General features: G+C 64.1%; 23 protein-coding genes and 2 pseudogenes. 12 read left to right on the plus strand and 13 right to left on the minus strand.

The annotated features are described in order from the left end of the window. Position 1: 1 nt before the first annotated feature. Positions 2–1,252, minus strand: a complete 1,251-nt coding sequence (locus tag ASE20_RS09820; RefSeq protein ID WP_162260988.1) for a sugar ABC transporter substrate-binding protein — start codon at positions 1,250–1,252, stop codon at positions 2–4. 386 nt (positions 1,253–1,638) lie between these two features. On the opposite strand from ASE20_RS09820, the gene ASE20_RS09825 reads away from it, so the two are divergent. The 4 genes from ASE20_RS09825 to ASE20_RS09840 are packed head-to-tail and all read left to right on the plus strand — an operon-like array spanning position 1,639 to position 4,887. Further along, entirely contained in the window at positions 1,639–3,180 is a 1,542-nt protein-coding gene (locus tag ASE20_RS09825) for an amidase (RefSeq protein ID WP_056894363.1), read from the plus strand. Next, positions 3,177–3,884, plus strand: a complete 708-nt coding sequence (gene nthB, locus ASE20_RS09830) for a nitrile hydratase subunit beta (RefSeq protein WP_056894364.1) — start codon at positions 3,177–3,179, stop codon at positions 3,882–3,884. Before ASE20_RS09825 ends, nthB begins: the two co-directional genes overlap by 4 nt. Continuing rightward, positions 3,881–4,480, plus strand: a complete 600-nt coding sequence (nthA, locus tag ASE20_RS09835; protein WP_056894365.1) for a nitrile hydratase subunit alpha — start codon at positions 3,881–3,883, stop codon at positions 4,478–4,480. Before nthB ends, nthA begins: the two co-directional genes overlap by 4 nt. Continuing rightward, complete coding sequence (locus tag ASE20_RS09840) at positions 4,477–4,887, plus strand: nitrile hydratase accessory protein (RefSeq protein WP_056894366.1); 411 nt, start codon at positions 4,477–4,479, stop codon at positions 4,885–4,887. The genes nthA and ASE20_RS09840 overlap by 4 nt, the downstream gene beginning before the upstream one ends. Positions 4,888–4,972: 85 nt before the next feature. Here the strand turns inward: ASE20_RS09840 and ASE20_RS09845 are convergent, their stop codons facing one another. Together ASE20_RS09845 and ASE20_RS09850 are read right to left on the minus strand one after the other, a co-directional pair. After that, positions 4,973–6,346: an LLM class flavin-dependent oxidoreductase gene (locus ASE20_RS09845; RefSeq protein WP_056894367.1), complete on the minus strand. Its 1,374-nt coding sequence runs from the start codon at positions 6,344–6,346 to the stop codon at positions 4,973–4,975. Between the two features lie 204 nt (positions 6,347–6,550). After that, complete coding sequence (locus tag ASE20_RS09850; protein ID WP_162260987.1) at positions 6,551–7,171, minus strand: TetR/AcrR family transcriptional regulator; 621 nt, start codon at positions 7,169–7,171, stop codon at positions 6,551–6,553. Positions 7,172–7,435: 264 nt separating this feature from the next. Here ASE20_RS09850 and ASE20_RS09855 point away from each other — a divergent pair, with 264 nt between their 5' ends. Continuing rightward, the gene (locus ASE20_RS09855) at positions 7,436–8,899 is read left to right on the plus strand and encodes an APC family permease (protein ID WP_056917936.1); all 1,464 of its coding nucleotides are present in this window, start codon (positions 7,436–7,438) and stop codon (positions 8,897–8,899) included. A 449-nt stretch (positions 8,900–9,348) separates the two neighbouring features. Here ASE20_RS09855 and ASE20_RS24270 read toward each other — a convergent pair. Together ASE20_RS24270 and ASE20_RS09865 are read right to left on the minus strand one after the other, a co-directional pair. After that, a pseudogene (locus ASE20_RS24270) lies at positions 9,349–10,097 on the minus strand (helix-turn-helix domain-containing protein); the annotation flags it as partial. A gap of 263 nt (positions 10,098–10,360) precedes the next feature. Beyond that, positions 10,361–10,777: an ester cyclase gene (locus ASE20_RS09865; protein ID WP_056894371.1), complete on the minus strand. Its 417-nt coding sequence runs from the start codon at positions 10,775–10,777 to the stop codon at positions 10,361–10,363. Between the two features lie 411 nt (positions 10,778–11,188). Here ASE20_RS09865 and ASE20_RS09870 point away from each other — a divergent pair, with 411 nt between their 5' ends. Continuing rightward, on the plus strand, positions 11,189–12,322 hold the full coding sequence (locus ASE20_RS09870; RefSeq protein WP_056894372.1) for a class II histone deacetylase: 1,134 nt from the start codon (positions 11,189–11,191) through the stop codon (positions 12,320–12,322). 127 nt (positions 12,323–12,449) lie between these two features. On the opposite strand, the gene ASE20_RS09875 is transcribed toward ASE20_RS09870, so the two are convergent. Then, complete coding sequence (locus ASE20_RS09875; protein WP_056894373.1) at positions 12,450–13,085, minus strand: isochorismatase family protein; 636 nt, start codon at positions 13,083–13,085, stop codon at positions 12,450–12,452. 97 nt (positions 13,086–13,182) lie between these two features. Here ASE20_RS09875 and ASE20_RS09880 point away from each other — a divergent pair, with 97 nt between their 5' ends. Further along, the gene (locus ASE20_RS09880; protein WP_056894374.1) at positions 13,183–14,136 is read left to right on the plus strand and encodes a GlxA family transcriptional regulator; all 954 of its coding nucleotides are present in this window, start codon (positions 13,183–13,185) and stop codon (positions 14,134–14,136) included. A 38-nt stretch (positions 14,137–14,174) separates the two neighbouring features. Here ASE20_RS09880 and ASE20_RS09885 read toward each other — a convergent pair whose 3' ends face one another. The 6 genes from ASE20_RS09885 to ASE20_RS09910 all read right to left on the minus strand — a co-directional run bounded on the left by ASE20_RS09885 (position 14,175) and on the right by ASE20_RS09910 (position 19,800). Beyond that, positions 14,175–14,858, minus strand: a complete 684-nt coding sequence (locus ASE20_RS09885; protein ID WP_056894375.1) for an MBL fold metallo-hydrolase — start codon at positions 14,856–14,858, stop codon at positions 14,175–14,177. A gap of 55 nt (positions 14,859–14,913) precedes the next feature. Continuing rightward, positions 14,914–15,711 (minus strand): MBL fold metallo-hydrolase, encoded by a 798-nt coding sequence (locus tag ASE20_RS09890; protein WP_056894376.1) that lies wholly within the window; start codon positions 15,709–15,711, stop codon positions 14,914–14,916. A gap of 39 nt (positions 15,712–15,750) precedes the next feature. Then, complete coding sequence (locus ASE20_RS09895) at positions 15,751–16,518, minus strand: winged helix-turn-helix transcriptional regulator (protein WP_056894377.1); 768 nt, start codon at positions 16,516–16,518, stop codon at positions 15,751–15,753. 80 nt (positions 16,519–16,598) lie between these two features. After that, on the minus strand, positions 16,599–17,015 hold the full coding sequence (locus ASE20_RS09900; RefSeq protein WP_157538399.1) for a PAS domain-containing protein: 417 nt from the start codon (positions 17,013–17,015) through the stop codon (positions 16,599–16,601). A 173-nt stretch (positions 17,016–17,188) separates the two neighbouring features. Continuing rightward, entirely contained in the window at positions 17,189–18,592 is a 1,404-nt protein-coding gene (locus ASE20_RS09905) for an NAD(P)-binding protein (protein WP_056894379.1), read from the minus strand. A gap of 62 nt (positions 18,593–18,654) precedes the next feature. Continuing rightward, the gene (locus ASE20_RS09910; protein WP_056894380.1) at positions 18,655–19,800 is read right to left on the minus strand and encodes an acyl-CoA dehydrogenase family protein; all 1,146 of its coding nucleotides are present in this window, start codon (positions 19,798–19,800) and stop codon (positions 18,655–18,657) included. Positions 19,801–20,121: 321 nt separating this feature from the next. Between ASE20_RS09910 and ASE20_RS09915 the strand changes: the two genes are divergently transcribed. After that, positions 20,122–21,474, plus strand: coding sequence for a flavin monoamine oxidase family protein (locus ASE20_RS09915; RefSeq protein WP_056894381.1), 1,353 nt, complete (start codon positions 20,122–20,124; stop codon positions 21,472–21,474). Between the two features lie 263 nt (positions 21,475–21,737). On the opposite strand, the pseudogene ASE20_RS09920 reads toward ASE20_RS09915, so the two are convergent. Next, a pseudogene (locus ASE20_RS09920) lies at positions 21,738–22,943 on the minus strand (IS3 family transposase). Positions 22,944–23,324: 381 nt separating this feature from the next. On the opposite strand from ASE20_RS09920, the gene ASE20_RS09925 reads away from it, so the two are divergent. From ASE20_RS09925 to ASE20_RS09940, 4 genes are all read left to right on the plus strand, one after another. Then, on the plus strand, positions 23,325–23,564 hold the full coding sequence (locus ASE20_RS09925) for a helix-turn-helix domain-containing protein (RefSeq protein WP_056894382.1): 240 nt from the start codon (positions 23,325–23,327) through the stop codon (positions 23,562–23,564). A 4-nt stretch (positions 23,565–23,568) separates the two neighbouring features. Beyond that, complete coding sequence (locus ASE20_RS09930; RefSeq protein ID WP_056894383.1) at positions 23,569–24,765, plus strand: tyrosine-type recombinase/integrase; 1,197 nt, start codon at positions 23,569–23,571, stop codon at positions 24,763–24,765. Between the two features lie 171 nt (positions 24,766–24,936). Next, positions 24,937–25,302 carry a hypothetical protein gene (locus ASE20_RS09935; RefSeq protein ID WP_056894384.1) on the plus strand — a complete coding sequence of 122 codons (366 nt, stop codon included), beginning with the start codon at positions 24,937–24,939 and terminating at the stop codon, positions 25,300–25,302. Positions 25,303–25,367: 65 nt separating this feature from the next. Then, the gene (locus ASE20_RS09940; protein WP_157538398.1) at positions 25,368–25,799 is read left to right on the plus strand and encodes a hypothetical protein; all 432 of its coding nucleotides are present in this window, start codon (positions 25,368–25,370) and stop codon (positions 25,797–25,799) included. Positions 25,800–25,817 lie beyond the last annotated feature (18 nt).

Raw genomic sequence — 25,817 nt, forward strand, 5'->3', positions numbered from 1 at the left:
GTCAAGAAACGTCCCAGATCTTCTTGAAGTTGGCGGCGTAGTCCTGCTTCGGGGTGCCGTCCGGGTTCATGTTCCCGTCGTAGAAGGTGGTCTGCGTGGGGAACGGGCCGTTCTCGTCGATGTTCTGGAGTCCCATGCCCTGGTCGACCTGCGGCTCGCCCTGCAGGAGACGGTTCATGCTGTCGATTGCGGCCCAGCCGACCCAACGGGCAGGAAGTCCGGTGATGAAGTCCTGGCCCTTGTTGTCTTGGGTGAAACCGATGTTGGGCGTGAGCCCCTCGTTGCCCGTGACCAGGATGTCGTCGTTGCGGCCCGATGCCACGACTGCCTGAGCGATACCGACGGTCAGAGCGGAGTCGTACGGGGAGTAGAGGACGTTGGCGTCCGGGTTCTGGGTGAGAGCAGCCTCGGCCTTGCCGCCCAGCTTGCCGGTCACGAAGTCATCGAGGTTGAAGGGGACCTTCTTGACGATCTCGCAGCCCTCGCAGTCCTTGATGCGATCCTCGAAGCCCTTCTTGAGGTGCTGAGTGATCACGAGGTCGTCCTCGGTGAACTCGATGATCTTTGCCTTGCCCTCGGTCTGGGCGATGATGTAGTCGGCGGCACTGCGCGACTGCACCTTCTCGACGTAGTCGATGAACGACACACCGTTGCCGAAGCTGAGTTCGGCGTCGAAGAGCGGTTCGCTCTGGTCCTTCAGAATTGGGTCATTGCAGTCGAAGGCGTAGAAGGCGAAGATCTTGGTGCCCGCCTTTCTGGCGTCTTGCAGTGCGCTCTTGGCGGCAATGCAGTCGATGGCATCGAGAATGATGCCGTCGGCGTCGTCAGCAACAGCTGAGCGAATGGCACTCGCGAAGACGTCGGGACGTCCCTTGCCGTCCACGATGGTCAGGTCCCAGCCGACGACGGCGGCGGCTTCCTCGGCCCCTTCGGCGGGCGCCGAGCAGCCCTCACCTGCCTGACTGCACGAGATCAGCCAGACGTTCTGGCCCGCTTGGGGCTTGGGTGCGCTGATCGGCAGCGCCCGATCGGTGCCCTCGCGGTTCTTTGCCACAGCTGCCTTGGCTTCTGCAATGACCGAGGCCGAGGTCTCGGCGGTCCCACCGCCGTCGTCTCCGGCGCCACCGCAGGCCGTCAGGGCCAGGGCGAGCATGCTGGCGCTGAGCAGGACGAGACCTCGTCGGCGGGCGGGAGACGTCCCCACCGCGCCCCGGCTGATACGGCTGGCGATGTCGCCAGAGGCAGTTGTCATGATCATTCTCCTTCATGCGAGTAGCACGGACTCGCGCATTGGTGGTTGCCGTGAGTTTGGCCACAGCGGATCTTCCGAGTCGTTGGGGAAGGCGAGGACTTTCCGCGCCTTGGTTTGGGAAGTCCGTAGTTGCGCCCGTACGCCGACTCGCCAGGCCCCGGCAATGTTGGTCAACCGCCTGTGCATCCGCCCGGCACGTCGCTTTGGGGATAGCGAGAACGGGCAGCAGCAATCTCTGGAGGTTGCCTGTATCGGTCGGTGACGGACGGGGCAACGATGAGAGAGCATCGGGTGATGGAGGTCACTGACTGTGGCGATTCAGCACCCCGGGCGCGCACCGACCCCTTGGACACATCCTCAACTCCTTGACTGCGAAGCGAGCACCGATGCCGATCAACCGCCCCGATAGTTCTGCTCTCCAGGCGATCGCCGCGAACTACGGGCTGACCATGTCGACGTCCGACATGGAGCAGTACCGCATTGCCACGCATGGCGCCCTCGATGCCTGGGACGCCGTCGAGGCCGCCCACGAGAAGATCGCGTCGCCGCCGCCCGACCGGGTGTGGAACAAGCCAGCTTCCAAGGACAACCCGTGGGGCGCGTGGTATGTCACGACGGAGATCCAGGAACGGGCCGAAGGTCCACTCGCAGGCGTCCGGGTCGCAGTCAAGGACAACACCAGTGTTGCTGGCGTACCCATGATGAACGGTTCCGCCACACTCGAGGGCTTCACTCCCTCACGCGACGCCACCGTCGTCTCGAGACTTCTAGACGCTGGTGCGATTATCACGGGCAAGTCGGTGTGTGAGGACCTCTGCATGTCGGGGGGGTCGCACTCGAGCAGGACTGGTGCGGTGCGCAATCCGTGGGACCCCACGAGATCTTCTGGGGGTTCGTCCAGTGGCAGCGGAGTCCTGGTCGCGACGGGCGGGGCCGACCTGGCGATCTCGGGCGACCAGGGCGGTTCGATCCGCATCCCTGCCGCTTGGCTGGGACTCGTGGGTCACAAACCCACGTGGGGTCTCGTCCCGTACACCGGAGCCATGCCGGTGGAGCAGTCCGTCGACCACCTCGGGCCGACCGCCCGCACTGTGGTCGAGGCGGCGCGAATGCTCACGGTGATCGCAGGTCCCGACGGTCTGGACCCACGCCAGCCGCGAGCCTGGGAGCGGATTGACTACGAATCCGAGCTGCGGAGGGGGAGCCGGGGGCTTCGTGTCGGCGTGGTGACGGAGGGTTTCGGGCATCCCGACTCCGACCCGGCGGTAGACGAGACTGTGCGCGCCGGCGTACGGCGACTGACATCGGCGGGACTTCTCGTCGAGGAGGTGTCGATTCCTTGGCACCTCATGGCACCTGCTCTCTTCGCCGTAATTGCCTGCGAAGGCGGGCTGACACAGCTCGTCGAGGGCAACGCGTTCGGAGCGAACTGGAAGGGCCGGTACGACGAGGACCTGATCGCCTTCTACGGTGCGCAGTGGCGCCGCTCCCCGGACCAGTTCCCCGAGGGGGTCAAGTTGGCGATGCTCAGCGGGCGGTACGCGCGAGACGTCGACTTCGGACGTCACTACGCGATGGCACGCAACCTCGAGCGCACGCTGGCAGCAGCCTACGACGAAGCGCTGAGCCGGTATGACGTCCTGGTCATGCCGACGTCGCCTGTGTCAGCGACGCCTTTGCCGGGGCCGGACGCGTCCGTCCTTGAGCTCTTGGCCCGCGGTTCTGAGCAACTAGTCAACACATCGGCGTTCGATGTCACAGGTCACCCTGCCTGCTCGGTTCCGGCAGGGATGCTCGATGGGCTCCCGGTGGGCATGATGGTGGTGGGCAAGCAGTTTGACGATGCCACCGTCCTGCGAGTGGCTCAGGCAGCCGAACGTGAGCTCGGAGGCTTCCAGAGTCCGCCAACCAACAAGGAGACGGCATGAACGGCGTGTTTGACCTGGGAGGGACCGATGGATTCGGCGCGGTCGGCCCGACGCCTTCCGAGCCGGTGTTCCACGAGGAGTGGGAGAGGATCGTCTTCGGCCTGCAGTTGGGATGCTTCGCCGGGGGATGGTTCAACATCGACTCCTTCAGGCATGGCATCGAGCTGATGGACCCCGTGCACTACCTGACGTCGTCGTACTACGAGCATTGGCTCGCGACCTTCGAGCGCCACGGCGTCGCCAAGGGCCACATCGACGCCGACGAGCTCGACCGCCGCACCCAGGAATACCTGGACGATCCGGAAAAGAGCCTCCCTGTGCACGAGCCGAACCCAGCACTGATCGAGTTCGTCGATGCGGTGGTGGCGGGAGGCTCGCCAGCGACCCGACCCACTGACGAACCGAAGCGCTTCGAGGTGGGCGACGTGGTGCGGATGCGCAGCTTCGCACCGCACGGGCACACGCGCTTGGCAAGGTACGTACGAGGAAAGGCAGGCACGGTCGTCGCGTACCGCGGCTCATTTGTCTATCCCGATCATTCGGGCAATGAACTGGGGGAGAGCCCCCAGCACCTTTACACGGTTCAGTTCGACGGTGCCGAGTTGTGGGGTGAACTCCACGCCGAGAGCAATACGTCCTCGACGTTCGACGCCTGGGATCCCTACATCGACGCGATAGAGCATCGCGAAGGAGCAACCGCATGAGCAGGACCGGGCGTACGTCGGAGGAGATCGCCGCTCGCGTCAAGGCCTTGGAATCGATGATGATCGAGCAGGGCTTGGTCACCACCGAGATGATCGACCACTACGCCGAGATCTACGAGAACGAGGTGGGTCCTCAACTTGGTGCCCGAGTGGTGGCCAAGGCCTGGGTGGATCCGGAGTTCAAGGCACGTTTGCTGGAAGATGCCCCTGCCGCGTGCGGCGAGCTCGGCATCGGCGGCATGCAAGGTGAGCACATGGTGGTGCTCGAAGCGACCCCAGAGGTTCATCATGCGATCGTCTGTACCTTGTGCTCGTGCTATCCGTGGCCAGTGCTTGGACCGCCTCCGAATTGGTACAAGGATCCTCAGTATCGCTCCCGCATGATACGCGAGCCGCGCAAGCTGTTGGCCGAGGAGTTCGGCTATGTGATCGATGAAACCAGGGAGATTCGTGTCTGGGACTCAAGTTCGGAGCTTCGATACTGGGTCCTGCCTGAACGTCCAAGCGGTACCGACGGCTGGGACGAGCAGCAGCTCGCAGCACTGGTCAGCCGCGACTCCATGATTGGCGTCGGATCTGTCCAGGTGACGCCATGAGGGACTCGAACGGTCAGCCGGACAGTGTCGGTCCGGGGGAGGAGGTCAAGGCCCTCGTGCAGAACCTCCCGCTCTTGTCCAACGACCTGGCGTTTGACGAGCCGTGGCAGTTGCGCGCCTTCGCGCTCGCCATCGCAGCGCACAAATCGGGACAGTACCCGTGGTCGGACTTTCAAAGCGCGCTGATCGCGTCGATCAAGGGTTGGGAAGGAGCGGGAGAGGTTGGCGACGCGGCATGGTCCTACCACGAGCACTGGCTCGACGCGATCCAAGCCGTCATGGTTGACAACGACCTTGTTGACGTCGATTTGCTTGAGGAGCGGGTCCGCGAAGTGCTCGACATGCCCGCCAACCGCAACCACCATGAGCCGCACTACGAGCCAGTGGCTGTCGACCCAGGATGCTGATCGACTGACGACTCCGACGAAACGGCCGCTGGCGCTCGAGACTGCTCGAGCACCAGCGGCCGTTTCAGTTGTGAAGAGGACCGTCTCAGGCGGGCGTCTTGCTGACCGCTCGATAGCCGGGGTGTGTCGAGGACAATCGAGTGTTGCCCGGGCCGGCGATGTACTCGCGCAGGGTTTCCCCCTCGTACTCGTTCCATACGCGGCCACGCTTCTGCAGTTCCGGGACAACGGTGTCGACGAACGCCTCGATGTCGTGGGGAGTGACGGCGTAGGACAGGTTGATGCCGTCGAGGTCTCCCTCATCGATCCATCGCTCGATCTCGTCGGCGACCGTCTCTGGGCTGCCGACCAGAACCGGCTCTATGCCGCCAATACTCATGTGATTCGCGATATCTGCCGGTGTCCACCTGCGTGACGGGTCCAACTTGGTGAAGAGGTTGAGGACGGTCTGGATCGCGTTGGTGTCCATCGCCTCCAGCGGTGTGTTCGGGTCGAACTGCGATAGGTCGACGCCGGAGAAGCCACCGAACAGCGCCATTGCTCCTTCGGGCGACGCATACTGCTGATAATCCTTGTACTTGCGCTCGGCCTCTGCGTCGGAGTCTGCGACGACGGCGGTCAGGATGGTGAAGATCTTCACGTCGTTCCGCTGACGGCCAGCGGCTTCAGCCTGAGTTCGGATGTCGTCGGTGATCACCTTGCTGAGGTTGGAGTTGAGCACGTTGACGAACAGTCCCTCGCCGTGCTCCGCCGCGAACTGACGTCCACGTGATGAGGCACCCGCCTGGAAGATGGTCGGCGTGCGCTGCGGAGAAGGCTCGGACATGTTGAAGCCGTCCACATCAAAGAAGCGGCCCTTGTGACGAATGGGGTGGACCTTGCTGGGGTTGACGAAGACTCCTCGCTCCTTGTCGAGCTCGACAGCATCGTCTTCCCACGATTGTTCCCACAGTTTGTACGTGACTGTCATGAACTCCTCGGCCAGCTCGTAGCGATCGTCGTGGCCCAGCGGTTCGGTCCCGAAGTTGCGGGAGGCACTGGCCAGGTAGGACGTGACGACGTTCCAACCGATGCGCCCCTTCGTGAGGTGATCGAGGGTGCTCATCCGTCTGGCGAACGGGTACGGGTGCTCGAAGGTGGCTGATCCGGTGACTGCGAATCCTAGGTTGGAAGTGACCGAGGCCATTGCGGAGATGTACTGGAACGGGTCGTTGGCCGGGATCTGCATGCCGTTGAGAAGTGCGGTGTCGACGGAGCCGCCGTGCACGTCATAAGGCCCCAAAACGTCCGCGAGAAACAGCGCGTCAAACCGACCTCGCTCCAAGGTCTTGGCGAGATCGAGCCAGTAGTCGAGGTCCTTGTAGCGATGAGCCTGGCTCTCGGGATGCCTCCACATGCCAGAGCTCTGGTGCCCGGCTGCCGTCATGTTGAAGGCGTTGAGCCCGATTCGTTTGGCCATGTCATCTCCAGGTGAACCAAAAGTAGTAGATCACTTCGTTCGAAGTGGACTCTCATTCTTTCATGGCGGGCGAAAATTGGGAAGGTCCGGACGTGCGTCCACGGAGTAGTCAAGGGAACCGCCCGGGCGTCCGTCTTTGCCAGGGGTCGCCGGACCGCGCAAATGAGCGCAATTTCCTGCCCTGGATACGTCTCGGTGCTGGAGTTACATGCCGCCCTTGGAGAGGTGGTGGAGTGACAGTTCCAGGCGGTGGCGTAGCCGGTTGGGCATGTCGCTCGCCGGTAGGTCGCGCGCCCGAGACCGCAGCACTTCGTGGACGTAGATCGCGTGGCAGTTCTGCACTACTGCGGGGATGTCCTCGAGGTCGAGCACGGAGGTCGCTCGTCCATGTTGGAGGATCGACTCAAGCAGCTCGAACCACCGGTCGGCGTACTCCAGTCCACTCCGACCGACATTGGTGGAAGACCCGAATGACTCCTTGACGAAGGTGAACGCAAGTTCGGGGTAGCGCGTATAGAGAGAAGCGAGCAGGTCATAGCATTCGATGATCTGCTGGATGTGGTCTTCAGTTCGGCGGAGTTGCTCGACGCGGAGTTCGGAGTGCGCGCGAATGCACTGGTCGACGACGTGTCCGAACTCCTCTCCGTAGACAGAGAGGAACAGGTCCAGCTTCGACGGGACGTAGCGAAACAATGTCGCCTCGCCCATGTCTGCGCGCGCGGCGATGGACTTGGTCGTCACGGTCTCGTACCCCTGCGCCCACATGAGTTCCTTGGCCGCTGCGCGCAGCCGGGCCATCGAGTCCTGCTTCTTCCGCTCTCGCATGCCGAGCTCGTCCGAAGTGTCTGAAGGCATCGTTCGGCATCTCCTGCTGAGGTGGGTAATACGTGCAGTGTAGGGATGCGGCGGCCCGAAACCGGGTTGACCGAGCATTGCGCCACTCGTCTACCGGTGACTTGGTGATAACGAGAAAGGTTCGGCGGAAAGTTCGCGCAATCCCCTTGGCGCTGATGAGCGATCTGGCTGGACCATCGGTCAGTCGTAGATGTGGTCCAAACCACACAGGTCGAATCCCCTCCGAGGAGCATCATGGCAACAGAGTCACTCGATACCACTGCTGCGGACGGCAGCCCGACCGCCGGCGTGGGTCGCCTGGCCGGCGGCACGCTGGGGACCGCGCAGATCGTCTTCTTCGTGATCGCTGCAGCGTCTCCGCTGACGATCGTGCTCAGCACCGGCCCGCTGTCCCTGCGGGTCGGTGGCCTCGGCGCACCGGGCGTGATGCTGGCGACGGGCGTGGTGCTGCTGCTCTTCGCAGCAGGCTTCACCGCCATGTCCAAGCACGTGACGGAGGCCGGAGCGTTCTACGCCTATGTGACTCGCGGGCTTGGCCCGACGGCCGGCGCGGGCGCCGCGATGATGACGATGGCCGCCTACGGAGTCTGTGTCATCGGGTTCGTGGGCTACATCGGAGTCTTCGCGCAGGGGTCGCTCGGCGCCGTGTTCGACATTGACGTGCCGTGGCAGGTCTGCTCATTGGTCGCCGCAGCGGTCGTGGCGATCGTCGGCTACTGCCAGGTGGACGTTGGCGCCAAGGTGCTCATGGTCCTGGTGACCCTCGAAGTGGCAGTCATCCTCGTGCTCATCGTCGCCGTGCTGGCCCAGGGCGGCCCCGAGTCGCCCAGCGCCGCCCCTTTGTCGCCAGACAATGTCTTCTTCGCGAGTGGCACGGGCACGCTTTTCCTCCTTGCGTTCGGCGCCTACATCGGTGTGGAGGGCACGGCCATCTACTCTGAGGAGGCCGCGAAGCCGGAGCGCACCATCCCGCGGGCGACGTACATTGCGGTCGGCTTTCTGGCTGTTTTCTATGCGGTCAGCTTCTGGGTCGTCATCTACGGCTTCGGTACGAAGGGTGCGCTCGCCGAGGCACAGGGCGACGGCTTCCTCGACATGGTGTTTGCTCAGGCGGACGCGTTCGTCGGCGGGGCACTCGTGACCGCTCTTCGGCTCCTCATCGTGACCAGTTTCTTGGCGACCATCATTGCCTTCCATAACGCGTGCACTCGCTACATGTTCTCGCTGGGTCGAAGCGGCATGCTTCCTCAGGCTCTGGCACGTACCCACCCGCGGATGGCGTCGCCCCACTGCGCCAGCGCGGTCCTGAGCGTCATCACTTTTGTGGTGGTCGCCCTTGCGATGATCGTCGGTCTTGATCCGTTTCTGGAGCTCGGCACCTGGCTCTATGCCTCGGGCGTCATTGGCGTGGTGGCCGCGCAGGCGCTGTGCTCGATCTCGGTCGTGATGTTCTTCCTTTCCGACCGACGGGGACACGGCGTTGTCCGGGTGGTCGTCGCACCGCTGCTGGGGTTCATCGGCCTGGCCATCGCTCTGTATCTGATGGCGAACAACTTCAGCCTCCTCAGCGGCTACACGGAGTTTCTGCCGAACGCGATCATGATCGGCGCGATGCCCGCCGCGTTCGTGCTGGGTGCGGTGCTGTACCGGTTCCGGCTGGGACGCTCGGCGACGGGTCAGCGCGCCGAGGTCGGATGACACGCGACCAAAAGCAGGTGCCCAGGTCCATCGGACCTGGGCACCTGTGTCTTGATCGCTGGGCGACGAGCTGCATCCAGTCGTCAGGTAAGAGGTGGTTCAGGCATCGAGCGCCCGACGGATGAACTCATCCCGGGCAGCCCCAGTCGCCCGGGAGATCGCGGCGGACGCGCCCAGTGCGTCGGATGCGTGGAATGCGCCTCCCCACATGTGGAGATCAACGAGCACGCCGGCCTCCGAAAGCCTGCCAGCGTAGGCAGTACCTCGTCAATGTCTCCACGGACCCGACGTCGATGAAGGTGCGTGGGAGACCCGCGAGGTCTTCTGCGCGCGCAGGCGCAGCGTAGGACGACACGTCCGGACCGCCCCGCCTCTCGCCGAGCAGAGCCGTCCAGCCGAACAGGTTGTCGTTCCGGTCCCAGAACCCTTCCCCGTCGAGCATCCGGCTGCTGTGCGATGCCGTGCTCGGCACAGACGTCGCGCAGCGAGTAGCGGTATGCCCAGGCGTTGTCGGTCATCAGCCGCTCGATCTGTGCGATGCCGTGAGCGGCGAAGTAGGCGATTGCGCGCTGCAGGAACGCCGCGCAGGTCGGGCCCTTCTCGTCGAGGAGGATCTCGGAGTAGGCCAGTCGGAGTGGTCATCGACGAGGGAGTGGACGTAGTCGTAGCCCACTCTGGTCTGTTTACGAACGGCGGTTGAGCCCACCTTCCGGCCGTGGGCCTTCCAGCCCCCGCCGTCGGGGATCTTGCCGAGCTTCTTGACGTCCATGTGGACCAGTTCGGCGGGCCGGTCGCGCTCGTAGCGGACCGCGGTCTGCTTCGAGGAGCGGATCACTTCTCCTGTGATCGGGTCCAGCTCTCGCAGGTAAGCCACGCCGTGGCGGCGCAGGATCCGCGACACCGTCCGCACTCGGACCTTCGGGCCGAGTACATCGGGACCATCACGGTGTTCGGCGCGGGCCGCCAGCACCTTCAGTTCGACCTCATCGCTGGTCTTGGACGGCATGCTGTGCGGTCGTGACGAGCGGGTCAGCAGGCCGGCCTCGCCCTCGGCGGCGAACCGGTCGACCCAGGTCTTCACGCACTTGCGGGACACGCCCATCGCAGCAGCGATATGAGCTTGAGGCCAGCCGGCCTGGTGGCGTTGGACGATCAGTCGCCGACCATGAACGGTCAGCCGGGCACTACCGTGGGACACGAGAACCTCCGGGTTGGCGTGGGCCTTAGACAAGCCACATCCCATTCGGAGGTTCTCGTTCGTTCAACCAGGCTCGCCGCTACCAACGTCCTGGCCGGGTACAACTAGCTTCGGGTACTCGCCCCGTGCTCTGTCACATGCGGTCCCTTGGACGTCCGTTCCCGATCGACTTCATCCGGATGCTGCACATCCTCCTGGACTCAAACAGCAGGGCCGTGCAATCGGGGCGCTTTGGGGTCGACGCCCAGATCTGGGGGGCTTTGTCAGACCCATCCAAGCTGTTGCATCGAGGCCATGTCGTTCCAGATCTTCGTGATGTGGCGGATCTTTCCACCGTCGAAGGTCATCTCATAGACCGAGTCCGTCTCCAGCGTCTTTCCGGTCGGCGCGGCCGGACCGCCTTCGCCGGTGTGTGTGCCGCGGAAGACTCCGTAGACCAACACCTTGTTTCGCGCGGCGTCCACGCCGAGCGAACTGATTTCCGCATCCCCGTCGGGCACGGGGGTGAAGAATCCCTTCATCCACTCGGTGTAGGCCGGGAGGCTGTCGACGCCCTCCAGCGCGGCCGCTTGGGCGCGGAACGTGGCGTCTGGATGGCAGTACTGCTCGCAGTCCTCCCACCCGCCGCCCGCCTCGCAGGCCTCGAAGAATCTTTTGGCAATCTCGCCGATATCAGTCATCGTTCATTCCTTCGCTCGTCATTGGCAAAGCTCATCGCGACAGGTCTACTGGCCGGGCGACCGCAGAATGGTGTGGGCACCTGTCCCGTTGATGCTGCAGAAGGCCGGGCAGGTGCGGGTAACGAGAATCCGAGAAGATCCCCTTGGTCGTTGCTCGAAATCACCAAAGAGAGCTCCGCGTGAGGCGGCATCCGCGGTTCAGATGGATGGTTGCGGACCGGTAGCGCCCAAGCTGGTCTGTGGAATCCCGCAGAGTCTTCGATGGATTTTGCGCTCTGCCTGTATCCCGCCTGATCGCCTCCGTCTCATCATCAGTGGAAGGCAAGTGGCCCGTGTCACAGGGCGGGCCCGTAGGCCGTGAACTGATCTCCAGACAGTTCTGCTTCTCCTCCATGAAAGAAGGCACACCTGATGGCACGACGCACCGGCTTTGTATGGCACGAGAAGTACGCCTGGTTCGACTTGGGAAACGACGCGGGTTTCGTTCACCCGGACGGCATGACGATCCAGCCCGACACGCACGTCTACGACTTGGAGGTTGTGCGCAGGTTCCGCAACCTGCTCGACGTGAGCGGACTGCTCGATCAGCTCACCCGTGTCACGCCGCGCAACGCGAGTGACGCGGAGCTCGGCCGCGTCCACACCCAGGAGATGATCGACGCGACCCGGGCGGCGTCTGAGCAGCCGATGGGCGGCGAGCCCGGGATCTTCTCTCCGATCCCCCATGGCACCTTCGAGATCGCGTCGCTCGCCGCAGGGGGAGCGATCGCCGCCGTTGAGGCGGTCATGAAGGGTGACGTCGACAACGCGTACGCGCTGCTCCGTCCGGCTGGGCACCATGCCGAGCCGGAGAACTCCATGGGCTTCTGCGTCTTCTCGAATGCGGCCATCGCCACGCGCCACCTCCTTGATGAGCTCGGTGTGGGGCGCGTGGCCCTCGTCGACTGGGACGTCCACCACGGCAACGGCACCCAGGCCGCGCTGTACGAGGAGCCCAGGGCGTTGACCATCTCGATTCACCAGGAGCGTCTCTTCCCGCCGGACAACGGCTTCGTGGAGCAGATCGGCGCCGGCGAGGGCGAAGGAGCGAACCTCAACATCCCGCTTCCGGCTGGCTGCTCCTCTGCGGCGTATCACGAGGTCTACGACCGAGTGGTCATCCCGGCCCTTCGGAAGTTCCGGCCCGACTTCATCATCATCCCGAGTGGCTTCGACGCCGGCCACATGGATCCCATGGGCCGGATGCAGATGCACTCTGAGGGCTATCGCGAACTGACACGCAAGCTGATGGCCCTCGCGGATGAACTCTGTGAGGGACGGCTCGTGTTCCTGCACGAGGGGGGCTACTCCCGTTGGACGGTCCCGTTCTACGGCCTCGCCGTCATGGAGGAGCTCTCCGGCATCACGACCGGCGTGGTCGACCCCTACCAGGGTTGGGCCTCGACCGAAGGTCTTGGGTTGGTCGCGCACCAGTCGGCTGCGATCGATGCTGCAGCGGTGAACCTCGCACGGGTCCCCGACCACAGCCTCCCGATTCACGCCTGAAACTGAAGTGCCACCGCCGCCGCCACCGCCACACGGTGGCGGCGGCGGCCGCGGCGGCCAGACCATGATGATCGCCTGCTCGATGACCTGGGCGCCCGGAGCGGTCCGGCTAGAAGCCCGCCCTACATCACCCAGCGAATGCGGCGCGGCCCTGCATCGCCGATGTGCCGAGGTCACTCTTGGGCAGGACTTCCCCTGCGACGAGCGCATGGACCCAGTCCCGGGTGGTGGCGACGGCAGCAAAGTTCGAGTGGAGCAGGACAAGAAGGCTCTGGTGCAGTACATCGGCTGAGACCTTGCCGATCTCGTTGGCCAGATGAATCGCGCCGCTGGCGTCGGAGAGAACCTCAGCGGCCAGGCCGACCTCTTCGGCTCCCACGGCAGTGGCCAGGTCGCAGTTGTTGGTCATGTAGCCGACGAGAGTGACGGTGTCGACGCCTTGCTCGGCCAGCCACGCGGCGACGTCCGTGCCAGCGAAGACGCTTCCCTTGTGCTTCGTGACGCGCTTCCACGAGGGCTGGAGCCGCTTTTCGATCTCGGGGTGCAACGACCAGCTGTCGCTGCCGACAGCGAAGATCGGTGCACCCTCAGGCAGTTGGTGCTGGACCACGACGACGGGCAACTGGTGCTCCTCGGCGGCATCAAGGGCCGTCACCACATTGGCCAATGTCTTTTCGCGGGGCGGGGCCTGGATCTGCAAGATCCCGTCGAAGTACTCCTGCTGGACGTCGATGACGATCAGAGCGCGTCGCGGCTCGGTCATGGGTTCTCCTTCGATCGATGGTGTCCTTTCACTTTCGCTTGCGCACGACCGCTACTGTGAGTGGCACAGATGACATTCTTCGATGAGATCAGGCCACATGCGGATCGCTGTTCATGCCTTCGACGGCATCACGATGTTCCACCTTGCCGCACCCTTGCTCGTCTTCGGAGAGGTCGACCGGCAAGGGCTCGCCACGGGCTGGAAACCCACGGTTTGGAGCGCGGAAGGCCGAGGGATCCGGACTGCCGAGGGCCCGCTGATCGAGAACCTCGCCGGACCAGAGGCGATCGCGGATGCGGACCTCGTGATTTTTCCGTCGTGGCCCAGCGACCTGCCACCACTCCCCGACCACCTCGCCCAAGAGGTCCGCAAAGCACAGGCGCGGGGGAGTCGGGTCGCCGGGCTGTGTCTGGGTGCCTTCCCCGTCGTCGACAGCGGACTGCTCGACGGCCGCGACGCAGTGACTCACTGGGGCGCAATTGAGCAACTAGCAGAGCGGCGTCGAGCGGTGCGGGTGAGTTCATCTGCGCTGTACGTCGACCACGGCGACGTCCTCACCTCCGCCGGCACCGCCTCCGCCATCGATGCCTGCCTACACATAGTCCGCACACACCTCGGATCCGCTGCTGCTACCGCTGTGGCCCGCAACCTCGTGGTCGCACCCCATCGCGACGGCGACCAGGCCCAGTACGTCGCCCGTCCGATGGCCGAGCCCGGCGGCGTCGGGGACCTCGGACCCACCATCGACTGGGCCCTGGCCAAGCTTGACCAGCGGCTCTTGGTCGACGACCTCGCAGATCATGCCCGCATGAGCCGACGCAACTTCAACCGCAGGTTCAGCGAGGTCACCGGTACCACTCCCGCGCGCTGGGTCCTCACCCAACGCCTCGACGAGGCGCGACGGCTTCTCGAGGCCACCGAATGGCCCGTTTCCCGCATCGCGGAAAGGTGCGGGTTCAGCAGCGTCGTGACCTTTCGCCAGAACTTCGTCGCGGCCTACTCGACCACGCCGACGTCGTACCGACAGCGTTTCTCACTACGCCACAAGTGACGGCAACCACACGACGGAGCGCCTTCCGCGCCCGACAGTCAGTGAGCCACGGTGCGAATACCTTCGACCCAACGGTCAAGTCCCCTGACCGGATAGCCGTGCGTGGAGACGATCAGGTCTGGCTCGAGATCAGTCATGCGCCACCGAGAGGCGACTGCCTCAGTGGGGTCATGGTGAAGCTTCCTGGGCAGGTGCAGCCACCGCGGGCTGGTCGGGTCGGCGGACAGGTTGATGGGCCCGTCACCGACGATCAGCGTCCGATCACTCTCGCGCCAGAATGCGAGCAGACCCGGGCTGTGGCCAGGTTGTGCGAGGACCTGGAACCCCGCGACTGTGTCGCCCTCCTTCAGCCGCCGATCCACCGTGCGCCGCTTGCGGCCCATGGGCGCAACCAGGTACTTGCCAAGGCGGTTGGCGTGATAGTTGATGCTGCCATGTTCGAAGTCGTCGGCCTCGATCTCGCTCATGGCCAAGGATGCACCGGTGTGGTTGCACAGCCATGCCGACGATCCGACGTGATCGCCGTGAGCGTGGGTCACCACGTGCTCGATGACATCACGACCCTGCAGGAACCGGGCGAGCCGGCGGCCGGACCAGGGCGGGCCGGCATCGACGACGACGTCGCCGCTCGAACCTTCCAGGATCACGGTGTTGAACATGTTTCGCGGGAACAGGGGGCCAACGTGCACACCGTCGGCCACTTGGGTCGGCGTCACCGCCATGAGAGTCCCACCCTTTCGTCAGACACCAGCAACTACCTGCGGACCAGAGATCTGTTCAGGCTGTTGTCGATTGCCCGGGCGCCAGGGCGACCACACGGTCGCTGACGCCCCGCAACGTGGCGGCGGCCTTCATGCTCGCTGTCGTCTGAGTGAAGTGACCCCACGAGTCCGCGTGTACGGGAATGATTGTCGCGTTCGCGAGGACTTCAGTTGCGTCAGTCGCCGTCTCGTCGCTGAAGGTGATGTAGTGATCTCCCAGCATCTCAACGAACTTGGGTCCGCCGACGTTGAGAATTGCGATCTCGATGTCTGGGTATCGATCTGCAACCTCACGGACGATGTCCACATCAGAATTGTCGCCAGAGAAGTAGATGGTCTTCTCGCCCGGGGACTCGATTACGAATCCAATCACCGGGCCGATCGCCTGCCAGATGCCTTCCGGGCCGTGGTGAGCTGGCACCGCGGTGAAGGTCACGACCTGCCCCGTCGGGGAGGTCACCTTCCGCGATTCCCAGTCGGCGAGGGCTTCCGCTCCATCAACGATCCCGGCAACCTCATCGGTCGTGTAGACGTGCTCGACACCCGCAGAAAATTGCCGACCGAGGAGGTCAAGGTTGTCGAAGTGCTCGTGCGACGCCAGGACCACATCGATCTTGCCCACTTCGTCCGCCGTCATGGCCGGCGACTGGGTCTTGACGAGGGTGTAACCCTCGTAGCCCGTCACGTCCTCACCGTAGGACTGCGGTTCATCGAAGGTGGGATCAGTGAGGATCCTGAGACCAGCGTATTCGATCAGCGTGGTCGGGCCACCGATCAGGGTGATCGGAACATCAGCAGAGGATGTGGAAGTCATGCTCGTATGTAATCTGCAGCACACCCCATGCGGATAGTTCTAGAAGTGAACCTTTTCTGCGTCCCCACCCTCGGACCGGTCCGGTCCATCTGACTCAACTCCACGGACTGCCGGACGGTTGGCGAACCACCCCGAAAACGCCTGCGCGTACGCCATCGGACCGTCGAAAGAGATGTCATGACGGGCAATGGCCTCACGACAGGTGCTCTGGCCCCAGTAAAGGCCGTTGAGGGTCGACAATGATGTCCGCACCACAAGGTCCGGACTTCCCTCGTTGACGCCGCGGCACGCACGGACCCCGGTGCGATCGGCACGCAGCCATGCCGCATCCGAATCGGACAGCAGGAACTGGATCTGCATCCGATCGGCCGGCATAGCGGACGGATCGAAACTCTCGCGAAGCTGCTCCAGGTCGAGCATTGCCTCGCCGCCCACGTTCGTGGCAGTCGGCGGTTTCCATTTCGCCGCCCAGTCGCCCAACGCTGTCAGCACCGGCCCAAGCGCCTTGCCTGAGTCGCTCAACGCGTACGAGTACTTGGCACGGAGATCGGTACCGTCAGCGACTCGGCGATCGACAATGCCCAAGCGGGTGAGATATCCGAGACGCGACGCAAGCAGACCCCGCGACAAGCCTGGCAAGGCCTCCTGGATCTCCGTGAAGCGAGTGTTCCCCACGAAGAGCTCCCTGACGACCAGCAGCGACCAGCGGTCCCCAAGCAAGCGCGTGGCCGTGGAGACTTCGCAGTAGTCAGCGTTGACAAAAGGACCATCCGCCAACTGTCGCGAACCCAGTTCTTCTAAGGTCATGGAGGCTCCGGAGTCTCGTTGCCGTCAGGTCACGAGAGTACCTCCGTTCCGACGACTAACGCCGCGTGTGCGGTGAAATCTCAGGCTGGCGAGAAGCCGCTCGGGTCATGGGTCTCGGTGACGTCCACGACGCCGTGAATGACGTGTGTGACGATGCCCGCGCTGTCGAAGACGGGCTCATTGACCGGTTTGAAGTACCGCGTCTGGAAGGCACCGCTCGCGTCAGCGATGTCGTAGCGCGTCACCGGCATCTCATGTCCCACGCCCTCGTCAACGACCCGTTGCAGTGCATCCTCCATTGCCGTGCGACCTGAGCCTTGCGGCGCATCGGGATTGTCGGGAAAGACGTCGAACTGATTGCGTCCGATGACCTCTGAGCGGGTCAAGGTGTCGCCAAGCGTGGCGTCGGTGACGGCCACGATGTTCCAGTCCAGGTCGTAGACCAGGTAGTTCGCAGGAACCGCGTTGAAGAACTGCTCGAAATCCACGTCGCTCATGTCTGCCTCCGAAAGCTGATGTTTGTACCCGAACTCGACCACGTTGCATGAGGCGAAGAAAGTTCGAAGGTTGTACCGAGTCCGGGAAGGCGGGTCCGGCCGGCGACCCAGTGGGAGAGAACCTCAACAGCCACATCCGGCGGGAGGTCCGGATGCGGCTGTCGGTTCGAGGGTCAGACGAGTTGCTCGACTGGTCCTACACGCTCTTCGACGTTTCTCATCGCTGGCTCCATCCACTCGCGTGCAGCATCGAGCGCGGCCTTGACCTGCGGGTCGGCCACCCGCTCCCGCAGACCTCTCGAGGGATTGAGCCGCGTCGCGCCGGACCATGCACGGATCGCCGCGACCTCGCCACGGCGCCGCGCACTGACCATTTGATCGCGGCTGAAGGACAGCAGGTCCTTGACGTCTCCGGTGTAGACCACGGGAAGGGCCAGGTACTCCTTGTCATCGTCGTCCTGGACGTTGGCCTCGATCACCGCCAAGGTCGCTGCGCTCCAGCAGGCGTACCCGGGCGTCACATACTGCAAGGTGATCCGGTCCGGCTCGAACACACGCCGAACCTCAAGGGTCCGGAGGCCCGACGCGGTGCAGTCGACGAACACCTGGTCTCGCGGCAGATTGATGGTGCCGTCGACCATGTCAACGCCGTCTTCGCGAACGCGAGTCACCCGACCGGCGCGCACCACGTTCGTGATGGACCGGAGGCTCTCGATCTCGGACTCACTGATGGTCGCACCCCGGAAGGCACTAGGCACGACGTCACGGTCCAAACGCAGAAAGACGCCCATCTCTTCGAGCTTGAGGGCCATCTCAGTTCCCGTAGCCGCGACAGCAGCGGCTTCCAGCCACGCGGCACTGAACCTCGCGCGCGATTCCACCAGGTCGAGGGGCTGCGTCCAGGACCGGTTGATCGACCACACGTCGCGGGACCTGATCCAGGTGATGGACTCCTTGTCGACTCCTTTCTCGAGCAACCACGTGCAGGTGTCCATGGCCGTCTTGCCGGCTCCGAGGATGGTGAACCCTGCCGAAGTCGTGCGTACCTTGACCAGGTCATTCGGCGGAATGACCCTCACTCCAGGATCAACGTCAAAGGCCGGCTTGTGAGTGGAAGGGATCGTTGGCTCGATGTAGGTGGCGTCGACGATCTTGCGACGTACGACGATCTCCACCTCCTCGCCGTTCAGCAGGGACGTCACGACATGCTCGCCTGTCGCCGTCGTTCGGTACTCGCTCATGGGCATGAACCTCACCCGACCGGACGGCAGGAGGACCCGTTCCATGACCTCTGCGAAGTAGCTGCAGATCTCTGCGGCCGAGGACAGCTCATACATGCCGGCGTTGTTTCCCCGCGCATCAATGCGGTCAGCACCGAGATCGGTGGAAGACACCCCGTAGCACGCCGCGGGCTGGTGCAACCTGACGAACGGGTAGGCGTCATGCCAGTGGCCACCGGGGCGATGGCGGCGGTCGACCATGATGACGTCAGCCGAGGACTGATCGACGAGCGCATCGACGAACGCCATGCCGGATGCGCCGGCGCCGACCACGAGGTAGTCAGTTTCCAACTTCATGTAAGTGTCATTTTCCTAGATGGAGAGATGCGGTGAACGGAGTTGGGCCCGTGCCGAGAATGTCAGAGGCCGAGGTCCCGCCCGATCAGTTCCTTCATGATTTCGTTCGAGCCCGCCCAGATGCGAGTCACTCGAGCGTCGCGCCACGCTCGCGCGACTCGGTACTCATTCATGAAGCCATATCCACCGTGCAGCTGCACGCAGTGGTCAAGGACTTCCGATTGCGTCTGCGAGGTCCACCACTTTGCCTTGGCAGCGTCGATCGCAGTCAGTTCGCCGTCCGCGTGGGCCTGGACGCACTTGTCCACGAACGCTTGAGCGACGTCGACCTGCGTGAACATCTGCGCGAGAAGGAATTTGTTGTGCTGGAAGGCCCCGATCGGCTGACCAAATGCCTGACGTTCCTTGGTGTACTCCAGCGTCTCGAGCAGGATCTGTTTGGCGTGGGACAGATTGCCCACGGCCGAGCTGAGTCGCTCCTGCGGGAGGTGCTGCATCATGTGGATGAAGCCCCCGTCGACCTCGCCGATGACCTCGTCGTCAGTGACACGAACGTTCTCGAAGAAGAGTTCGGCCGTGTCCGCCTCCTCCTGGCCGACCTTGTCGAGCTTGCGTCCGCGCGAAAAGCCCTCGACGTCGGATGCGACCGCGAAGAGTGTGATGCCACGTGCCTTCTTTTCCGGCGACGTCCGGGCGGCGACCACGATGAGGTCAGCCGAGTAGCCGTTCGTGATGAACGTCTTCGAGCCGTTGATGATCCATGAGTCGCCGTCGCGGACGGCAGTCGTCTTCAACGCAGCGAGGTCGGATCCCCCGCTGGGCTCCGTCATGCCGATGGCACACCAGATCTCGCCGGACGCCACCCCGGGTAGCCACCGCTTGCGCTGCGTGTCGGTCAGGAGCGCCATCAGGTACGGCGTGACCGTGTCGGCGTGGATGCCCCAGCAACTGGCCAGGGCAGCATTGACTGCAGAGAACTCCTCATTGACGATCGCAGTGAATCTGTAGTCGTTGGCCTCGGCACCCCCGAACTCCTCCGGAATCAGCAGGCCCAGGAGTCCCTGGGCACCCGCTTCGAGCCAGAGTTCACGCGTGAACGCGCGGTCCTCGATGTACTTGTCGAGGTTCGGGATGACCGACCGCTCCAGGAAGCCTCGTACCGACTTCCTGAAGTCTTCGTGGTCCTCGTTGTATATGTCGCGCTTCATCCGACGGCCCTCTCCTGCGCTCGTGTCTGGTGAGATCGACGCGAAACCCTGGAACTGGGCAGCACCGATGATTGACCGATGGTCCACTCGGACCGAACGCGTGATCTACGGGCGATGCACGAAGTTTGCGGCTCCTTCTTCGCGTTATCGCCAAGCCGCCGCCGAGCGGTGGGAACGGCTCCTCCGCCCAGCTGGAGGGGCTTGCACAGACGCGACAATCGAGAGCATGCTTCGATCGAAGTGCACTCTTGCAAAGGTTAGGTTTGCGGCGTACCTTCGAGCCCAGTCATACAGCTGGCTCGGTTGAGAAATGGACAATTCATGAGCGAAGTAGACGTCGTTGTCGTCGGTGCGGGTCTCGCCGGCCTCTCAGCCGCTCGCAGGTTGGTGGCCGCAGGAAAGAGCGTCGTGGTGCTCGAAGCGCGAGACCGCGTTGCGGGCCGCAACATGGGCGGCAGATTGTCCAACGGCACCGAGGTGGAACTCGGTGGCCAATGGATCGGGGAGAGCCAGGACGTTGCCAAGTCGCTGATCGCCGAGCTCGGCCTGGAACTGTTCGACACCTACGACTCCGGCGACTCGGCCCTGTACGTCGATGGGGAGTTGCAACGTTTCAACACCGAGGGCGTCTGGGGACTCCCTCCGGAATCCGCCGCCGAGATCAATCGCTTGTTCACTCTCATCGAGGAGCTCGCGCAGACCGTCTCCATCGATGCAGCGTGGGACACCCCCGACGCCGCTGCGCTCGATCGCCAGACCTTCGACGCCTGGGTGCGACAGAACACCGATGACGCGCTGGCTCGGCGCTACGTTGCGATGATGATCCCGGCTGTGTTCTCGGCCGAATCGCCCGAGTTATCGCTTCTGCACTTTCTGTTCTACGTCAAGTCCGGCACCAGTTGGACTGTTCTGATCAGCACGACGGGGGGCGCACAAGAGCAGCGCGTCAGGGGAGGAACACACCTGATCTCGGAACGCATGGCGGAGGATCTCGGCGACCGCGTGCGGCTGAACAGCGTCGTGCGGACGATCCGCCAGGACGACACCGGCGTCACGGTCGAGCACGAGACCGGGTCCGTCACCGCTCAGCACGCCATCGTCGCGGTCCCTCAGACCTTGGCCGGCCGAATGCGCTACGTGCCGGCCCTGCCCGTCGGTCGCGACGCGTTGACGCAGCAGATGCCGGCGGGCTCGGTCATCAAGTTCCAAGTCGGATATGACACCCCCTTCTGGCGGGAGGACGGGCTCAACGGGCAGGTCCAGAGCCTTGACCACGCTTTCAATGTCGTTTTCGACAACAGCCCCGAGGACGCATCCTGCGGCGTCATCGTCGGCTTCATCGAGGGCGACTTCGCCCGCAGGGCCGAGCAGCTCGACGCGGACGGCAGGCGCGACCTCGTCCTGACAGCGCTGGTCGACTACTTCGGCCCGAAAGCAGCGGAGCCCTTCGACATCATTGAACAGGACTGGAACGCCGAGGAGTTCACTCGCGGTTGCTACGGAGGCCGTCTTGCGGCTGGTGCCTGGACCGCCTACGGCCACGCACTGGCCGCCCCGGTGGGCCGGATTCACTGGGCGGGCGCCGAGACTGCAACGGTCTGGAACGGCTACATGGACGGTGCAATCTCGTCGGGCCAACGCGCGGCAGAGGAGATCCTGGCCTACAACGTCTGAGCAACAGCAGTGACGCGGTGGTGCGCTGCGGCACCCGGCCGCGCAACTCGCCGCGGCGGCATTCGAGGTCCTTGAACCGCCTGTCGGCCGGCCGGGCGTCTCCAACGCACCTCCCGAATGAGTTCTCGGGGTCGAGATGCAAGGCAAGTGTGCCCGGGCCCGTTCGCTCGCATTTTGCACCTGACCCGGGCGCCAACGATCAGTCGCCGTTCCTGGGTCTGCTGCACGAACTGGTGACAGGTTGACGTGCCCCACAGTTGGGGTTAGGCCGCCTGGGTGGCGGTTGGGGCCATGATCAGCTCGTATTCGATCGGGGTCAAACGTCCGAGACCAGCTTGCCTTCGGCGGCGGTGGTAGGTCCTCTCGATCCACCTGACGATCGCAATCCGCAGCTCATCGCGGGTCGCCCATGTGCGGCGGTCCAGGACGTTCTTCTGCAGCAGCGAGAAGAACGACTCCATGGCCGCGTTATCGCCAGCGGCGCCGACCCTGCCCATCGAGCCGACCATCGCGTGGCGGTTGATCGCATGGACGAATTTCCGACTGCGAAATTGCGACCCTCGGTCGGTGTGCAGAACATACCCGGCCACATCGCCGCGACGAGCGACAGCGTGATTCAGCGCAGCAACCGCGAGCCGCGACTTCATCCGTGAGTCGATCGAGTAGCCCACGATCCGATTCGAGTAGACGTCCTTGATCGCGCAGACGTAGAGCTTGCCTTCACCGGTCCAGTGCTCGGTGATGTCCGAGAGCCACAGCTCGTTCGGCGCATCGGCGCTGAACACGTGGCGGACCCTGCCCTTGTCATCGGTGACGGCGCAGAGGTCGTCGTGGACCGGTGGGCCGGGCTTCTTGCCGTTCGTGCCGCGCTTCTTCCCGAACGCCGACCACCAACCCAACTCCGAGCAGATCCGCCAAGCGGTTCGCTCCGCCATCGACTCGCCAGCTTCGCGTGCCTCATCGACCAGGAACCGGTAGCCGAACTCAGGGTCATCACGATGTGCGTCGAACAGGACGTTCGCGCGGTAGGCCGCGACCAGGTCAGCGTCGGTGACCGGGCTCGTCAGCCAGCGGTAGTAGGGCGGGCGGGCGATCTTGAGCACCCGACACGTCACCGCGGCGGGGATCCCGTCGGCGGCCAGCTCACGAACGAGCGGGTACATCATTTTCCCGGCAGGTTCGCCTGCGAGAGATACGCCGCTGCGCGGCGAAGGACCTCGTTCTCTTGCTCGAGGAGCTTGATCCGCTTGTTCGCTTCACGCAGCGCGTCGGACTCATTCGCGGCCCGGGCGGCAGGTGAGGGGTTCGCGGACTTGCGGTCATCGATCGTGATCCACCGCTTCAGGCACGACGGCGAGACGCCGAAGTCCTTCGCTACTTGGGCAAGAGAGGTCTGTAAGCCGGGCGAGAACTGTCAGCCATCGGCGAGAGCTCGCCGGGGCGGGTGGTGGTTCGCGGACGAATCCCATGGGGCCATTCGATCTATGTCCATCTACGGTCCAGAAACGATCGGCGTTTGGCGGAACCTCTCGGGTAGCCTGAGACTGGAAGCGAGGACGAATCCCTCTAGAAACCGAGGAATTCGGTAGTTTCCGAGACTTGTCGGTAGTGCACTGGAAAGCCCTTAAGGCTTCCAGAGGTCGCAGGTTCAAATCCTGCCCCCGCTACAAAGTTCAGGCGTGGGATCCAGCGGATCCCACGCCTGAAAGCTTTTTGGGATTTGATCAACTCCGCAGAAACTCCGCACTTTCGATCCGCACGCGGTGCCAGCCGCGTGATCTCGGACTTCGGCTGCTGGTCCGTGCCGACCGCTGCTCGCTGGTCCGCCGGGGCCCGCGTACCTATCGGGCATGACCACTCACTCGCCGAACCAGAGCAGCCCCGCTGGCCTCGACCAGCTTCTGGGCGTCGAGGAGCTCGCGAGCTACCTCGGCGTGCCGGTCAAGACCGTGTACGACTGGAGGCAGACGGGCCGCGGCCCGTGCGCGATCCGGGTCGGCCGGCACCTCAAGTACGCGGTGACCGACGTCAGGCACTGGCTCGACAGTCACCGCGACCGCCAGTCCGATCCAGCGTCGAACGAGGCGTGATCCGATGAGCCGGCCACGGACTCCGGTCGGCACCTTCGGCGACATCCACTACAGCGTTCTAGCGCCCGGCAAGGTTCGCGCGCGTACCCGCTTCCGGGATGTCGACGGTCAGCGCCGCCAGGTCGAGGTCGTCGGCGTCAGCCGGACGGACGCCGAGCACCGTCTGAAGCAGAAGTTGGCTACTCGCCCGCAGTTCAGTTCCCGCGGTCACTCTCTCACTGCTGACAGCTCCTTCGGGGACCTGGTGACGATGTGGCTCGACGACCTCGACCTCGAGAACGCTCTCGCGGCTAGCACCCGCGCTCTCTACGAGCGCAACATGCGCCAGATCGTGCTCCCCGCCTTCGAGCACTTCCTTTTGCGCGAGATCACCGTTGCCCGCGTCGAGACCTATCTGAAGACGCTCGCTTCGCGCCGGAGCTACAGCTACGCCAAGCAGGCGAAGACGGTCCTCAACCTGGCCCTCGGCTTGGCGGTTCGGTACGAGGCCATCGCGAAGAACCCCGTTCGTGACATCAAGCGGATGAAGAAGCCGCCGTCGGAGGCGGTCGCGCTCACGCTTGGCGAGGTGGCAGACGTTCGTGCCGCGGCCCGGTCATGGCGCCGCGGGTCCGGGCTCTCCGGCCCGCCGCCGGACGGCCAGCTCGAGGACATCATCGAGGTCATGCTCGGTACGTCGGCTCGCATCGGCGAGGTCCTGGCCATCCGCAAGTGCGATGTCGACGTCACGGTCACACCGGCGACGGTCAAGATCTGCGGCACGATCGTCTCACCACGAGGCGGAGCAACGCATCGGCAGGAGCATCCAAAGACCAGGGCGTCCCGGCGCACGATCGCCGTGCCGTCGTACGTCACTGCGGTACTCAAGAAGCGGCTGAAGGTTCTCAAGGACGAGAGCGACGACCACCTGATCTTCTTCACACGCAACGGCACGCCGCTGACGACGAACAACGTCCGGCGTCGACTCCGAGCTGTCCTCGAGGCCGCAGGAATCGATGGCGTCACGCCGCACTCCTTCCGGCGCACCGTCGCCACCATCGTGGACCGCGCCGGCGGAGCGGAGCTGGCGGCCGAGCTGCTGGGCCACAGCTCGTCGGACATCACCAAGGAGCACTACATCCAGCCCGACGATCAGGTGAACCCGATGACGGCCCAGATCCTCGAGGCTCTCGCCCCTGAGCACGACCCTGACGACCGGTAGAGACCGCATGCAGCGAGATGGTGCGCCACGAGTCAGGACGCCTCGAAGCAATCCAGATCCTGTCCAGGTCGCTCGTCAGGCCGCCGACCGTTCACAGCCGTACGTCGGCGCTGCAGCGGGCGGGAGACCCCTGAGGTACCGATGAGGAAATCTCAGATCGGAGGATTCGCCATGTTCTTGGTGTTCGCTTTCATTCTTGCCGGGGTGGTCGCGCCAATCCACCAGCGCGTCATCCAGCACGCGCCGACCAGTCGAATTGTCCGTCAGCTTCGGCGCTCGCAGCGGCGACTTCCAGGTGTCGCCGCAGCCATGGCCCTTGGGCTCGGGTTGATCACATTCGGACATCTCGTGCAGGTGGCGATCTCTTCCGGGGCTCCGGCCGCGCTGTACGGCGCCGTGTTGATCCTGATGTGGGATGGGATCAAGTTGAACCTGCTCGGCGTCGCGATGTTGACCAGCTGGCTCGGGGAACAGACCCGAGGCGGCGTTGCCGTCCCTCAAAGGCTCGGGCCATCGGCGGGACGCGTTGGCCGCTGAATCAACGCGGCATGAAGGCGCGCCCTCGACTCGTCCGGCCGGGAGACGACCGCGTGAGGTTGGCCGTGGCGGAGGTGGAGGTGGACGGTGCGGACGACGGCGAGGGCGCTGTTGCTGGTCGCGACCGCGAAGCGTTCCCTGACGGGATGGATCATCCGCGCGCTGCCGTCGAGGACGCGGGGGAGCGCGACTCGTTCGACGAAGGCGCCGCGGTGGAGGCCTTCGATGACGATGTCGGCGATGCGCTCGTCGATGGCGTTGAACAGCGTTTGAAAGGTGCTGATCTGACGTGGGTTGAGGATGGCGTTGCGGTCGACGCGTTGGAGGCGGCTGACGGCATTGGCGCCTTCGGCGGCGGCGAGTCCGCCCTTGCCCAGGTTGCCTCCGATGTCGCGGAGCTGCTGTTGGACGAGGGTGTGAATCGCCCCGGGTTTCGTGGAGGCTCGGTTACGTGGAACCAGCCCCGGTCGGGACGGGTGTTTCAACGTAGTCGGTGACGGTGTTGTTGGCCCAGT

This window comes from Nocardioides sp. Root240, from assembly GCF_001428825.1.
Taxonomy (GTDB): Bacteria; Actinomycetota; Actinomycetes; order Propionibacteriales; family Nocardioidaceae; genus Nocardioides.